The following is a 14425-nucleotide window of genomic DNA, read 5'->3' as shown; positions in this document are numbered from 1 at the left end:
GCCCCTTGATGGACCACTACCAGCCAAGAAGCGGAGAAATACGAAGAGTGCGCCTGCTCGGACAACCCGGACAGACGACGCCGCCTCCCAGCTATCAAATAGTTGCCAACCGCCGAACTCAGGCAGCGCCGAGTTCTCGAGACGGCGAGTTCCACCGATACACCTGCGAGGCGGCTTCGTGAAAGAGAGCAAGATCGACGGCGTCGAGAACTGCCTGGCGCGGTCCCTCGTTTCCCAACTGCTTGGCGGTGATCGACAACCTGACCAGTCCCCCACGCTTGGCTGCGCGCCCGGCTCCGAGAACCAACGCACGGCACCACCACGGTTCGGCCTTGAAGCCCTCGCCGATACCGAAAACCCTTCCCCTCTGCAAGGTTCCACGGGTCAGATCGTGCACGGCGCCGAGGCCTGCCATCGTCCGAAAGCCGGTCTCCGGCAACACCGACATGGCACCGGGCGACGCCACCCAGCGCGGCGGTGCAAACACCCGGGTCCTGAGGCCTGCCTGTTCGAGGACCCGATCCGCAGCGAGTAGTCGCAGTTTTGCTTCGTGCTTGGACAGAGTGGCGAACTCGGCCCGACGACGCTTGGTCGCGGCCTGGTCGTAGCCGTGCAGAACGATGGCGTCGCCGTGCTCACGACGCTCACGCAGCCAGGCCGTCGTCACCGCGTCGTCGGCAAGTCGATATTTGTCCTTGAGTCGCGGCGCCACCAGGAGCGACAAACGCACACCTCGAGCGTCCATCTCGTCAGCGAATCCGGCAGCGAGATAACATGTCTCGTCTCTGATTCCGGATACCGACACGATCAGTTCTGCGGACATACTCCGATAGTGGCAGCTGTGGGTGAACAGCACACTGCCGCCGGATGATCATCCGGCGGCAGTTTCCAACAACGAGCTACCAGCTCTCGAGAAGCGCAGCTACTAATTCTTGGGAAGCGCAGCTACTAGTTCGTGGGAAGCGCAGCTTCGATCGCGGCGACGACCTCGGGTGCGTCAGGCTCGGTCCGCGGACGGAATCGGTTGACGACGGTGCCGTCCGGTCCGATCAGGAACTTCTCGAAGTTCCACTGAATGTCGCCCGCAGCGCCTTCGGCGTCGGCGGCCTTGGTGAGTTCGGCGTACAGCGGATGCTGGTTTTCGCCGTTCACCTCGATCTTCTCCAGAAGCGGGAACGTGACGCCGTAGGTGGTGGAGCAGAACGTCTCGATCTCTTCTGCGGTGCCCGGTTCCTGGCCCATGAACTGGTTGCACGGGATACCGATCACGGTCAGACCACGGTCCGCGTATTCACTGGCCAGCTTCTCGAGAGCCGAGTACTGCGGGGTCAGTCCACACTTGGATGCGACGTTGACCACGAGCACGGCACGGCCGTCGTATTCGCCCAACGAGGTGGGCACGCCACCGAGAGTGTTGATCGCGATGTTCTGTACTGGAGTTGTCATAGGTTCCAACTTAGCGACTCTCTCGCGCACTGCTCCTTCGCGCACTGCTAATTCGACGCTCCGAGAATGCGATCGAGGTCGTCCAGAACGGTGAGGCCGCCGAGCGGTCCGACGCCGGTGATCCAGTAGGACATGTCCACCAGATGCGGGTTCGGGAAGAATCCGGCGTTGTCGGCCACGGCCTTCGGCATCGTGCCGGCATCGGCCGGTTTCGCGGAGGTGACCAGGATGAGGTCGGCGTTGGCTCCGGAGACGAATTCCGGGGAGAGGTCGACGGAGATCGAGTTCTCCCAGTCGCGTGCGGGAATCGTGAGTCCAGCACATTCGAGAGTGCTTCCGGCAAACGACGTGGGTCCGTACAGCGTCAGAACGTCGTCGCGTGGGCGGATGAGCTGAGCGGTCTTGCCCTCGGTGCTGTGCTTGCTCGCCACTTCCTCGCAGCGTGCCGTGTAGTCACCGAGCAGCTCGCCCGCCTGATCGGTCTTGTTCAACGCTTCTGCGACGAACTGGACGTTGTCCTGCCACGGATCGGTCTGAGTTGCCATGTAGACGGTCGGCGCGATGGCAGCGAGCTGCTCGTACAGATCCCCGTGCCGTGTTTCCGTGCCGATGATCAGATCCGGGCTCAGCGCGACGATCTTCTCGAGGTTCGGTGCCGCGACGGTTCCGACCATCTCGATCTCCGCCGCCTTCTCACCGAGGTACGCCGGAACGCCCGTCGTCTCGCTGAGTACCGCGGTGCCCACGGGAATCACGCCCAGCGCTACCGACGTGTCGAGCTGAACCGGCTCGAGCACGACAACTCTCTGCGGATCCATCGGCACTTCGGTGGTTCCGCGGGCGTGGGCGACCGCGTGCACGGCGTCGGGCTGCATCCCAGGGTCATCAAGATCGTCACCGCCACAAGCAGTCGTAGTTGCCACGATGGCGGCGAGGACAAAACCACCCAGCACGTGCCTCGTACGCGAGTTACTTCGCTTCATTCACACACTCCTGTCACCGACTGCTTCCGACCGTCACAGCCACGCGTATTCACCACGGCTGAGCAAAGGATTCACCATCCAATAGTCTGGTGAGCCTAACCTACGAAACTGGAGCCTTTTCGTGTCTTCCCTCCCCTGCCACAGCGACGGTGTCGTGGGGAAGGCACCTGTGCAGTGCCTTTCGGAATTTTTCGCCAATCCTCAAACCAGTCGACGCCCTCACGCCTGTACACGGCAGTCGTCGACTGCCGGCGAACCTATGGTTGGTCGCGCCGGCATGACACATCTGTGGGTGTTGATCGAGCACCCCGGGCCCTGGCCGGCGTCCGCTCCGGACGACGTTCTGCCAGACGCGCTCACCGAAAAAATCTACTCAGCGCAGGGTCGTATCCGCGTTGTGCTGATCCGGCGTCCCCGCAACCGCCAGGTCCTCACCCCGACGTGCGTTCTCGCATGGACGGACGGCACGCGCCACTGGATGAGGGAAGGGTCGGTGGACCGATACGAGAACCTGTCGGCACTACCGTTCGAATCAATGGCCACCGGAGTGGAGCCCGCCTTCGGCCGCTCCCGTACGGAACCGCTCTTCGGAGTCTGCACACATGGGAAAAAGGATGCGTGCTGCGCCGAACTCGGCCGTCCGGTTGTAGCGGCGCTGGACGCGGCCCAGATCGCGGACGTGTGGGAGTGCAGTCACATCGGTGGAGATCGTTTCGCCGCCAACATGATTGCGTGGCCCGCCGCAGTCTATTTCAGCCGACTGGACGGCAACTCTGCGATGGATGCAGCCGAGAAGTACCTGAACGGAGAACTGTCCCTGACGCACCTGCGCGGCCGGGCAGCGCTGTCGCAGGCCGCTCAGGCCGCCGAGCACGCTGTCCGGCGCGCCACCGACATTGTCGCTTCGGGCGCACTCGAGAGTGTCACCGAGAGGGTGGACGGAGTACGCACGACTGTCGATCTCCGGTTGGGATCGAGAGACTTTCGCGTGGCCGTACGTCCCGGCCCTCCAGGGCAACCGTTCCGACATGATTGTGGTTCCGGTGGCACCGTCGAATGGAACGGATGGATCGTCGAGCATCTTCACGAGCAATCGCACTGACCACTCAGTTTCGGTACGACTGCCCGGCAGGCCATCGAACCGAGATTTGCGCTGAGTGACAACACTTCGAATCAGGTCGCGATGAAGGATCGACGCCCCTGGTGATTACAGCTTGCATTCTTCCCATGACCACCGCACTGACGCCGAATGCCGTAGCCCGGTCTGCAGATCCGATCAAGAGTGAGGTCGACTACGAAACACTGGCAGAGAAATTCCGTCCGATCTTCGAGGACATCGCACAATCCGTCGTCGAACGCGAACGCGACCACGTGCTTCCGTTCCAACAGATCGACGCACTCAAGAAGGCAGGCTTCGGCGCCGTTCGGGTGCCGACCACGCACGGCGGATCCGGCGCGAGCATCCCACAATTGATCCGTTTGTTGGTCGAGTTGTCGAGCGCCGATTCCAACATCACCCAGGCATTGCGCGGTCATTTCGCGTTTGTCGAAGACCGACTGGTCGCCGACCCCGGAACTGAACGCGATACCTGGCTCCGACGCTTTGCCGAGGGACAGTTGGTCGGGAACGCGTGGACCGAAATCGGCGATGTTGCATTGGGCGAAGCCAACACCAAGGTCTCGCCCGCACCCGATGCCGATCATTTCCTGGCGAACGGGGCCAAGTTCTACAGCACGGGTTCCATTTTCGCCGACTGGATCGACCTGTACTCGCAGCGCACCGACACTGGCGCATTCGTGATTGCCGCGGTCGAGGCGAGGCAACCCGGTGTCACACACAGCGACGACTGGAACGGCTTCGGCCAGCAGACGACGGGGTCCGGCTCATCCGTCTACGAGAATGCGATTGTCCAGCCGGAGAACATCTTCGACTTCTCGACGCGATTCAAATACCAGACCGCGTTCTATCAACTGTTCCATCTGGCCACTCTCGCCGGCATCGCCAAGGCTGCGACAACCGAGATTTCTCGCCGAGTTGCCGCTCGCACTCGCACCTTCAGTCACGGCAACGCTCCACGGTATGCGCAGGATTCACAGATCCAGCAAGTGGTCGGTGAAGTGTCCTCTGCCGCCTTTGCAGCCGAGGCCGTTGCACTGCACGCCGCGCAGTCGTCCCAATGGGCCTACGAAGCCGCGTTCTCCGGCTCGCCGGAGGAAGAGAAGGCCGCCAACATCGCGGCCGAAATCGATTCAGGGCGAGGCCAGGTCGCCTCGATCGGACTGGTCGTGCCGGCCACGGCCAAGATCTTCGACGCACTTGGTGCTTCCGGAGTGAGCCGGGACCTCGATCTCGATCGGTTCTGGCGCAACGCCCGCACCGTGGCCAGTCACAACCCGGTCGTCTTCAAATCCAAAGTTGTCGGCGACTACGAAATCAACGGAACCGAACCGATTTACGTGTGGGCCATCGGGACTGCACCGACAGAAAAGGATGTACAGGCATGACCGTGACCAGTGAAACCGAAGTCTTCGTCGGCATTCCCGACACATCCGAGGGCTGGATCGACCGGGCTCGCGAGGTGAGCAACATCCTCGCCGTCGACGCACTCGCGCGTGATCGAGCCTGTGAACCGCCGTTCCGAGAAGTTCAGCTACTCAAGGACAGTGGTCTGGTGACACTGCTGGGTCCGGTCGAGTTCGGCGGCGGCGGGCAGCGATGGGAGACCGCGTACAAGGTGGTTCGGGAGATCGCCCGCGCCGACGGCTCCATCGGACAGTTGCTCGGATACCACTACCTGTGGGCCTGGGCTGCCAGATTGGTCGGAACCGATCCGCAGATCTCCGCTGTCGAGGAGCTGTACACGAGCAACCGATTCTTCTTCGGCGGCGCGGTTAACCCTCGAGACACCGACCTCACCGTCGTGGACCGCGGAGACACCCTGGTATTTAACGGCGTGAAGTCGTTTTCCACCGGCGGCCGAGTCACCGACCTCACCGTGCTCGAAGGAATCATCGACGGAACTGCGACGCATGTGTTCGCAATCGTGCCGACTGCTCAGGACGGCATAGTCTTCCGCGGAGACTGGGACAACCTCGGGCAGCGCCTCACCGATTCCGGCAGTGTTGAGATCAACGACATCGAGGTCGACTGGGCAAGTGCAGCAGGCTTTGTCGACAAGGAATTCCAACCCCTCGTCTACAACACCCTGAACTTCCCGGCGATCGAGATCGTGTTCGCGAACTTTTATCTCGGGATCGCCCGTGGCGCGCTGGACACTGCAGCCGAGTACACCCGAACCCGTACGCGTCCATGGCCGTACGGAGGTGACAACCGCGAAATCGCGACCGACGAGTGGTACCTCCGTGAGGGCTACGGCGACTTGCAATCCAAGCTGTGGGCAGCGGAGGCCTTCGTGGACCAGGTCAGCCGCGAGGCCGACGCCGTACTCCACGCTGCTCGCGAAAACCTCACCGAGCAGGCTCGCGGCGACCTCGCCGTACGCATCGCGGCCGCCAAACTCCGCGCCGCCGACGTGTCCTTGGAGATCAGCAACAAGATCTTCGAACTGACAGGCGCCCGAGCCACTTCCAACGATGTCGGCCTGGACATCTACTGGCGCAACATTCGGACGCACACCCTTCACGATCCGCTCGCGTACAAGCGCCGTGAAGTCGGTAGCCAGTACCTGACCGGCGAGATTCCTGAACCGACCTGGTACACATAGCGGCCACGAACAGAAAGAGACCGTCGCACGGTTGGTGCGGCGGTCTCTTTCATCGTTACGACCAGGATCACTGATCGTAGATCGGGTTCCGCGCTTGCAGCGCAGTCAAACGTTCAGCAGAGCGCACGGATCTAGTGATGGCTCACAAACGACTGCTTGGTGCCGGTCGGAGCCGTCTCGAGTTTGTGCTGCTCCTCTTCGTCCTCGTCGTCGAGCATCGTCGCCTCGTTGAACGGGATCTTCCCGTCGAGTACCTCGATGACGCGTTCCTTGTCGATCGTCTTGGTCCACGCGCCGACCAGGAGAGTCGCGACCGCGTTGCCCGAGAAGTTGGTGATCGCTCGCGCTTCCGACATGAAGCGGTCGATTCCGACGATGAGCCCGACGCCGTCGAGAAGCTCGGGGCGATGGCTCTGCAGTCCGCCGGCCAGTGTGGCCAGACCGGCGCCACTGACTCCGGCAGCACCCTTGGAGGCGATGATCATGAACACCAGCAGCGAGAGCTGTTCACCGAAGGCGAGCGGCTGTCCCATGGCGTCGGCGATGAAGATCGACGCCATGGTCAGGTAGATCGCGGTGCCGTCGAGGTTGAACGAGTAGCCGGTGGGAACGACGATGCCGACCGTGGTGCGCTCGACGCCCACGTGCTCCATCTTGGCAATCAGACGCGGCAGTGCCGATTCGGAGGACGAGGTGGCGAAGATGAGCAGGTACTCACGGGCCAAGTACTTGACCAGCTTGAAGATGTTGAATCCGGTGACCGCGCGCAGCAGCGTTCCGAGAACACCGAAGACGAAGATCAGGCAGGTCAGGTAGAAGCCGATCATCAGGGTTCCGAGCTGAACGACGGCGTTCAGACCGGTCTGGCCGACGACGCTGGCGATGGCTCCGAAGGCGCCGATCGGGGCGAGCCAGAGGATCATCGTCAGGATCTTGAACACGAGCTTCTGGATGTATCCGACGGCCTTGAGGATCGGCTCGCCCGACTTGCCGAGCGACTGGATCGCGAAGCCGACCAGAAGGGCGACGAACAGAGTCTGCAGCACGCTGCCGGCTGTGAGGGAGGACAGCATCGACGTCGGGATGATGGACGCGACGAAGTCCCAGGTGCCGCCGGCACTGTGTGCCTGATCTGCAAGCTTGGCCACAGAGGCCGCGTTGGGCGTGATGTTCAGGCCACTGCCCGGGTTGAGCAGGTTGCCGACGCCCAGACCGATCGCGAGTGCGATGGTGGACATCCCGATGAAGTAGGCGAGTGCGAGGCCGCCGACCTTGCCGACCTTGGCCGCTGCTCGAACCGAGCCGATGCCGAGCACGATGGTGCAGAAGATGACCGGGCTGATCATCATCTTGATCAGGCTGACGAACAACGTGCCGAGTACACCGACGGACTTACCGAACTCGGGTGCGAGCCAACCGACGAGGATGCCGCCGATAACCGCGACGATGACGCTCATGTAGAGCCAATGCGTCTTGTCGCGCTTTGCCTTGGTGCCCTCGGGCTGTGGGGAACCGTCTACTGTCCCTGTTGCCGTGCTGCTCATGGGGTGTCCTTTGGATCGGATATCTGTGAAGTGATCGGGATCACTTCGAGTCGTGGAGAATTCTTGTTGCAAACAGGTGGGCCCGGAAGTTTGTGTTCATTACGTTCAGGAGGCGCTCGATGGTCGAACGAAAGACCGGCCGACGTATGAGCGTCGCCAGGCAGATCCTGATCCTGCAATTGGCGTTGTTGGCGCTGGTCATCGGCGTGGGGGCCGCGCTCGCAGTTGTCGACGAACGCCGAGACAGCGACGACGCGATCCGCAGGCAGGTGAGCTCGATAGCGCAGACTCTCGCCCTGTCGGATTCGACGGCGGCAGCCCTCACGAGTGCAGACCCGACCGCGATTCTGCAACCACAGACCGAGAAAATCCGACAGGCAACTGGCGTCGATTTCATCGTGGTGATGGCGCCGGATCGCACTCGGTTCACCCACACGAGCCCGGAACTGATCGGTCAACTGTTCACCGGGAACATCGACCGCGCACTCGCCGGCGCGACCTTCACGGAGACGTACGCCGGGTCGCTGGGGCCGTCGATCCGCGCAGTCACTCCCGTCTACGATTCCGGCGGAACCCTGGTCGGTCTGGTTTCTGCCGGTGTCACCCGCGAACAGATCAGCAAGCAGTTCGCCCAAAGTGTTCCGGTCATCCTGTTCGTTGCTGCCGGCGGTCTTCTTGCCGCGCTCTTGAGTTCGCTTCTGGTGAGTCGGCGCATCAGGCGACAGACCCTGGGCATGGCTCCCGACGAACTCCGCACCATGTTCGAGCACCACGACGCCGTCCTGCACAGCATCGGTGAGGGTTTGGTGGTGATCGGCCAAGGCCGGGGCAAGGACGCGAAAGTGGACATCGTCAACGACGAAGCACGTCGACTCCTCGACCTGCCGGAAGGACCTGTCCCGCTTTCGTCCATCCCCGAGACCTTGCGAGTCGACGACGCATCGCCCGCCAAGGATCAAGTGCACCTCACCGACAAGCGTGTGCTGGTGGTCAACCAACACCCGGTTGAGTGGGAGGGCAACAGAATTGGCACCGTGCTGACAATTCGCGATCACACCGAACTTCAGAACGTACTCGGAGAATTGGATTCGGTGCGTAGTTTTGCCGAGTCGCTTCGCTCGCAAGCGCACGAGAGCGCAAATCGTCTGCACACGATTATCACGATGGTCGAGTTGGGGCGAAACGAAGACGCAGTGGCCTTCGCCACCAACGAATTGCGGGTGTCTCAGCAGCTGATCGATCGTCTGATGAATGCGGTTCACGAGCCGGCGCTGGCCGCACTGTTGCTCGGAAAAATGAGCGAAGCGGCCGAACGCGGGGTCGACCTGACCATCACGGAAGACACCGCACTCGGTCCGGTGCCTTCACTCAATGCACGCGAGTTGGTCACGCTGGTCGGCAATCTCGTGGACAATGCTATTGACGCATCACGCGCGAGCGAGTCTCCGTGGGTGGAAGTGACGGTAATGGAAGAGGATTCGATGATGGTTGTTGCCGTCGCCGACAGCGGCCCGGGAATGACACCCGAAGCTCTCGAAAAGGCCAAGGGCCGTGGCTACTCCACAAAATCCGGCTCTCGCGGACTCGGACTCGCCCTGGTCTCTCAAGTGGTGAAACGGCACGGCGGCACGCTGTCCAGTGAACCGGCGATGGGCTCGATGCTGGTGGTCCGCATCCCGCTGCGCGAAGCGGAAGCACCCCGATGATTCGCGTCCTGATAGTCGACGACGAACCGTTGATCGCGCAGGCGCACCGTTCCTACGTCGAGCGCGTGCCTGAGTTCGTGGTCCACGGTGTGGTTCATTCCGGGAACGCCGCCGTGCGTGCAGTTACGGCGGCCAACGCCACCGACCAGCCCATCGACCTGGTCCTGCTCGACATCGGGTTGCCCGACGCCAGCGGCCTCGACGTGGCTTCCGCCCTCGGTGGGTTGCGCCCGAGTCCGGACATCATCGCGGTTACCTCGGCGCGAGATCTCGAGGTGGTTCGAAGCGCCGTGGCTCGTGGGATCGTCCTCTATCTCCTCAAGCCGTTCACTTTCGCAGCGTTCCGCGACAAGCTCGAGCGCTACCTCGAATATCGTGCAGCGCTTCCCGCCGGAGAGTCTGCGGTCAGCCAGCACGACATCGACCGCGCGATGTCCGCACTGCGAACGTCCGACGATCGAGCAGCGGCACCGAAAGGCTTTGCGTCTCAAACGCTCGGACTCGTCGCCGCGTCCGTCCGGGATTCGGAAGGTCCTGTGACTGCGGCAGAGGTGGCAGCCTCGGTCGGAGTGTCCCGGGTGACAGCCTGGCGCTACCTCGAAAAACTGGCAGACGACGGCATGCTCACCCGGGAGACCGAGTACGGGCGCGCTGGGCGCCCTCAGGTTCGTTACCGCAGAACCTGAGAGTCACCGAACCTGATAGTCACCGAACCTGATTGATACAGAAGCTAGTTCGCGCCCACGGTGTCCAGCACCCAGGCGAACTCGAACGCGACCTCTTTCCACTTCTCGTAACGACCGCTGACACCGCCGTGTCCGGCGCTCATCTCCGTCTTGAGAAGTAGCGGAGCGTCACCGGTCTTCGTGGCCCGCAGTTTTGCGACCCACTTGGCCGGCTCCACATACAGGACACGGGTGTCGTTGATGCTCGTGATTGCGAGAATCGCGGGATAGTCCTTGGCTTCCACGTTCTCGTACGGGCTGTACGAGCGCATGTAGTCGTAGACATCCTTGTTGTGCAGCGGATCCCCCCATTCGTCCCACTCGATGACCGTCAACGGCAGCGACGGATCGAGAATCGACGTCAACGGGTCGACAAACGGAACATTGGCGAGAATGCCGGCAAACAGTTCCGGAGCGAGGTTGGCGACAGCGCCCATCAGCAGTCCACCCGCACTACCACCGTCGGCAACCATACGATCAGCGGCTGTGACACCGGTGTCGATCAAATGCTTTGCGCAAGACACAAAATCGGTGAAGGTGTTTTTCTTGGTGAGCGTCTTGCCGTTTTCGTACCAGTGACGGCCCATCTCGCCGCCGCCGCGCACGTGTGCGACCACGAAAACGACACCGCGATCGAGCAACGACAGCCGCGCAACCGAGAACGACGGGTCGATGCTCGCCTCGTAGGAACCGTAGCCGTACAGCAACAACGGCGCGGGACCTTCGGGTGCACCTATGCGCCTCACGATCGAGAGCGGAATGCGGGTGCCGTCGTCGGCCACTGCCCAGTCGCGGCGCTGCTCGTAATTACTTGCATCGAAGTCACCGAGAACGGGCTGCGACTTACGCAGCGCCAGTTCACCACTGGCGACGTAGTAGTCGTACACCTGCCCGGGCGTGATGAAGGACGTGAAGCCGAGCCGGATGGTGGGCTGCGCCCATTCCGGGTTGGACCCCATTCCGATGCTGAAGAGTTCTTCGTCGAAGTCGATCTCGTGACGTTCGCCGTAGCCGTCGGCCGTCAACGGCCACACAGCGACACGAGTGAGAGCCTCGCGGCGGTAGCTCAGGACGAGGTGTCCGGCAAAGGCTTCGGCTTCTTCCAGCCGAACGTCGGCGCTGTGCTCGATCAGCGTCGTCATGTTCGTCGGATCCGATACCGGAGCTTCCACCAACACGAAGTTCTCGGCCTTGACTCCGTCGACGACGTCGTTGTGGAGGATGAGGAAGCGGTCTTCTCCCCCGATCACCGCGTGTTCGGCCCCGTATTCGACGCCTTCGCGACGCGGGATGATGACGCGGAAGTCGCCTTCCGGATTCGCCGATTCCAGCATCCAGCCTTCGCTGGTCACCTTGGACCCGACCCAGATCATCAGGTACTTCTCGCTGCGAGTCGAACCGACGGATACCCAGTAACGCTCGTCGGGCTCGTGGAAGACCGAAACATCTTGGCTCTGCGGCGTTCCCAGCTTGTGACGCCACACGGTGTCCGGACGCCAGGAGTCGTCGACGGTCATGTAGAAGACGTGACTGTGGTCGATTGCCCAGGTGGCACCGGGTGCGGTGTCGGGAATCTCGTCAGCCAGCATTTCGCCGGTCTCGAGGTTCTTGAACCGCAAGGTGTACCGCTCGTCGCCGACGATGTCGACCGAGTACGCCAGCAACGTGCCGTCCTCGCTGATGGAGAACGCGCCGAGTGAAAAGAACTCGTGCCCTTCGGCTTCGACATTGCCGTCCATGAGGATCTGCTCGCCGGCCAGCTCGACGCCAGGCGTCAGGTTGGGCGGAGTCCAGTCGTCCTCACCGGAAATGGGGCACCGGCACTGGACGGTGTACGACTTGCCTTCCACGCTGCGCGAGTAGTACCACCACTTGCCCATGCGTGTGGGTACCGACATGTCGGTTTCCTGCGTCCGCGACTTGATCTCCTGGAAGATCTTCTCGCGCAACGGCTCGAGAGCGGCTGTCTGCTCGTCGGTGTACGCGTTCTCGGCTTCGAGGTACGCGACTACCTCGGCATTGTCCTTGTCCCGCAGCCACTCGTAGTCATCGACGAACGTGTGTCCGTGATGGGTACGTTCGGTGGGGACCTTCTTTGCGACCGGCGGGACGAGGCTCATGCGCTGGGACCGACCCAATCGTCGAAGGACAACCCGGAAATGCGTTCGTACGCCTCGATGTAGCGTGCGCGAGTCGCATCGACGATCTCCTGCGGCAACGGCGGCGGAGTCGTGTCCGAGCTTCGATCCCAACCGGATTCGGGGCTCGTGAGCCAGTCGCGGACGAACTGCTTGTCGAAACTGGGCTGCACCTTGCCTGCCTCGTAACCTTCGAGGGGCCAGTAGCGGGACGAGTCGGGGGTGAGCACCTCGTCGGCGAGCACGAGGTTTCCAGCGGAGTCGAGACCGAATTCGAGCTTGGTGTCCGCGAGGATGATTCCGCGATCGGCCGCGAAGTTGGAGGCGCGGGCGTAGACGTCGAGAGTGTCCTCGCGAAGCTGCACGGCCAGCTTCAGGCCGACCTTCTCCACTACCTGCTCGAAGCTGATGTTCTCGTCGTGATCGCCGAGAGCCGCCTTGGACGCCGGCGTGAAGATCGGGTCGGGCAGCCGCGACGCCTCGACAAGGCCCTCGGGCAGCGCGACGCCGCACACTGCGCCGGTGTTGTTGTAGTCGACCAGGCCGGAGCCGGTGAGGAAGCCACGGACGACGCATTCGACGGGAACCATGTCGAGGGAGCGCACGACGAGAGCCCGGCCGAGCACCTCTTCCGGGATGCGATCGTCGTCGGGCTCACCGGCCAGATGGTTGGTGCCACCGAGGACGTTGAAGAAGAACACGCTCATCGCGGTGAGAACGCGGCCCTTGTCCGGGATCGGTGTGCTGAGCACGTGGTCGTAGGCCGAGATCCGATCACTCGCGACAAGCAGCAGATGCTCGTCGTCGATCGTGTAAAGGTCACGGACCTTGCCACCGGCCAGATGAGTGTAGGAATCAAGTGTAGGACGCACCCGGTCACCCTATCGGGCGTTCGCAGTTCGTACAGAACCCCGGTAGCCGGGACAGGTAAGCGTCCTCGCCGTTCGGAGAGCTGTCCGCCCTGCTCATCCGGATATGCAGGTGGCCTCTCGCCACTGGGCGAGAGGCCACCGTCACAGTCGATGAACTACTGGTTTGCGGGCAGCTTCGACAGGCCCTCGTCGATCGAATCCAGCGTCAGAAGTGCCGTCTGATAGGTCGCTGCCAACGAATGCTGAACCTGGACGACGTTGCCGGCCTTCACTGCGGGCAGTTCCTTCCACAGCTCGGAATTGACCAGTTCCTGAAGCTGCGGAGACATCGAGCCGTCGGCGTTGAGGCCGTAGACGATCACGTCGACATTTCCGAGATTCTCGCCGATCTTCTCGATGGATACCTGTTCGACGTGGACGTCAGCCGGGTCGGCAGGGGTGCCGGGAAACTGCAGGCCGAGTCCGTCGAAGAGGTTGGTTGTGTACGAAGACGCGTACTCGCGGGAGAACGTTCCAGCCTCGGGCTTGCAGACGTTGCACACGCCTCCGAAGGTGACCGAGCCGAGCTTGTCCTTGTACTTCGCGGCCAATTCGGAGGTGCGAGCGTCGTACTCGCCCTTGAACTCACCGTAGGTGTCGGAAACATTGGCGGCGTCGGCGAACTGCTCGCCCAGCACTCGCCAATCAGCGGGAACCGTCGGCCCCAGGAAGACGACCGGAGCAGCAGCCTCGAGCTGAGCCATGTCCAACTGACTTTCGACTCGAGCGGGAACGCCCATGATGATCAGATCGGGCTCGGCAGCGACGATTCCCTCGTAGTTGAGCTGGGAGACGTTGCCGTCGGGCGCGACCTTGGGCAGAGCTTCGTAAGCGGCCTTGGTCTTGTCGTCCATGTTGCCGAGTTCACGGGTCCACTCACATACCGCAGCCAGGTTCGCTCCCGCCTGAATCAGCGGCAGAACTGCGTATCCGCAGGCCACGATCCGCTGCGGGTCGCTCGGGATCTCGATGGATCCGTTTTGTGCTTCGAAGACACGGGTCTGCGAGCTCGCGGCTGTCGTGGACGATTCAGACGACGCCTCCTCCGAGTTGCTGCAGCCGGCGACGCCGACCGCCAGCGCAGCTGCTGCACCGATCACCACTGCGCGGCGAAACCGCGACAGACCTTGAACCCGCATGTTGAACTCCATCTGAACGCACCGGACTACTCCGGAATGATTTGGTGAGGCTAACCAATATCAGGGCGGCGAGAGTTTGCACAAACACAGGTCTCGAGGAATGAACTG

At 62.3% G+C, this 14425-nt stretch carries 12 protein-coding genes; 5 read left to right on the top strand and 7 right to left on the bottom strand.

The features are described from left to right. Nucleotides 1-118: 118 nt before the first annotated feature. From ACFQ6Y_RS16510 to ACFQ6Y_RS16500, 3 genes are all read right to left on the bottom strand, one after another. A complete protein-coding gene (locus ACFQ6Y_RS16510) occupies nt 119-823 on the bottom strand; it encodes a DUF2334 domain-containing protein (RefSeq protein WP_378535379.1) in 705 nt (234 codons plus the stop codon). A gap of 125 nt (nt 824-948) precedes the next feature. After that, nucleotides 949-1446, bottom strand: coding sequence for a glutathione peroxidase (locus ACFQ6Y_RS16505; RefSeq protein WP_378634675.1), 498 nt, complete (start codon nt 1444-1446; stop codon nt 949-951). A 47-nt stretch (nt 1447-1493) separates the two neighbouring features. Then, entirely contained in the window at nt 1494-2429 is a 936-nt protein-coding gene (locus tag ACFQ6Y_RS16500; RefSeq protein ID WP_378634670.1) for an ABC transporter substrate-binding protein, read from the bottom strand. A 277-nt stretch (nt 2430-2706) separates the two neighbouring features. On the opposite strand from ACFQ6Y_RS16500, the gene ACFQ6Y_RS16495 reads away from it, so the two are divergent. The 3 genes from ACFQ6Y_RS16495 to ACFQ6Y_RS16485 all read left to right on the top strand — a co-directional run bounded on the left by ACFQ6Y_RS16495 (nt 2707) and on the right by ACFQ6Y_RS16485 (nt 6154). Further along, nucleotides 2707-3531: a sucrase ferredoxin gene (locus ACFQ6Y_RS16495; protein WP_378634667.1), complete on the top strand. Its 825-nt coding sequence runs from the start codon at nt 2707-2709 to the stop codon at nt 3529-3531. A gap of 125 nt (nt 3532-3656) precedes the next feature. Further along, nucleotides 3657-4934: an acyl-CoA dehydrogenase family protein gene (locus ACFQ6Y_RS16490; RefSeq protein ID WP_378535373.1), complete on the top strand. Its 1278-nt coding sequence runs from the start codon at nt 3657-3659 to the stop codon at nt 4932-4934. Further along, nucleotides 4931-6154: an acyl-CoA dehydrogenase family protein gene (locus ACFQ6Y_RS16485; RefSeq protein WP_378634627.1), complete on the top strand. Its 1224-nt coding sequence runs from the start codon at nt 4931-4933 to the stop codon at nt 6152-6154. Before ACFQ6Y_RS16490 ends, ACFQ6Y_RS16485 begins: the two co-directional genes overlap by 4 nt. Before the next feature lie 131 nt (nt 6155-6285). Here ACFQ6Y_RS16485 and ACFQ6Y_RS16480 read toward each other — a convergent pair whose 3' ends face one another. Next, nucleotides 6286-7698 carry a cation:dicarboxylate symporter family transporter gene (locus ACFQ6Y_RS16480; protein ID WP_378448841.1) on the bottom strand — a complete coding sequence of 471 codons (1413 nt, stop codon included), beginning with the start codon at nt 7696-7698 and terminating at the stop codon, nt 6286-6288. A gap of 119 nt (nt 7699-7817) precedes the next feature. Between ACFQ6Y_RS16480 and ACFQ6Y_RS16475 the strand changes: the two genes are divergently transcribed. Both ACFQ6Y_RS16475 and ACFQ6Y_RS16470 read left to right on the top strand, forming a co-directional pair. After that, nucleotides 7818-9404: an ATP-binding protein gene (locus tag ACFQ6Y_RS16475; RefSeq protein ID WP_378634624.1), complete on the top strand. Its 1587-nt coding sequence runs from the start codon at nt 7818-7820 to the stop codon at nt 9402-9404. Further along, the gene (locus tag ACFQ6Y_RS16470; protein WP_003945570.1) at nt 9401-10090 is read left to right on the top strand and encodes a response regulator; all 690 of its coding nucleotides are present in this window, start codon (nt 9401-9403) and stop codon (nt 10088-10090) included. The genes ACFQ6Y_RS16475 and ACFQ6Y_RS16470 overlap by 4 nt, the downstream gene beginning before the upstream one ends. Nucleotides 10091-10134: 44 nt before the next feature. Here the strand turns inward: ACFQ6Y_RS16470 and ACFQ6Y_RS16465 are convergent, their stop codons facing one another. The 3 genes from ACFQ6Y_RS16465 to ACFQ6Y_RS16455 all read right to left on the bottom strand — a co-directional run bounded on the left by ACFQ6Y_RS16465 (nt 10135) and on the right by ACFQ6Y_RS16455 (nt 14329). Next, nucleotides 10135-12249 (bottom strand): S9 family peptidase, encoded by a 2115-nt coding sequence (locus ACFQ6Y_RS16465; protein WP_378634620.1) that lies wholly within the window; start codon nt 12247-12249, stop codon nt 10135-10137. After that, nucleotides 12246-13139, bottom strand: a complete 894-nt coding sequence (locus ACFQ6Y_RS16460) for a phosphoribosylaminoimidazolesuccinocarboxamide synthase (RefSeq protein ID WP_050655449.1) — start codon at nt 13137-13139, stop codon at nt 12246-12248. The genes ACFQ6Y_RS16465 and ACFQ6Y_RS16460 overlap by 4 nt, the downstream gene beginning before the upstream one ends. A gap of 155 nt (nt 13140-13294) precedes the next feature. After that, complete coding sequence (locus ACFQ6Y_RS16455; protein ID WP_378634617.1) at nt 13295-14329, bottom strand: ABC transporter substrate-binding protein; 1035 nt, start codon at nt 14327-14329, stop codon at nt 13295-13297. Between the last annotated feature and the right edge of the window lie 96 nt (nt 14330-14425).

This window comes from Rhodococcus sp. NPDC056516 (genome assembly GCF_042794655.1).
Taxonomy (GTDB): Bacteria; Actinomycetota; Actinomycetes; order Mycobacteriales; family Mycobacteriaceae; genus Rhodococcus_F.
Note: the sequence above shows the minus strand (reverse complement) of the source record. Positions and strands in the feature narration are given on the sequence as shown.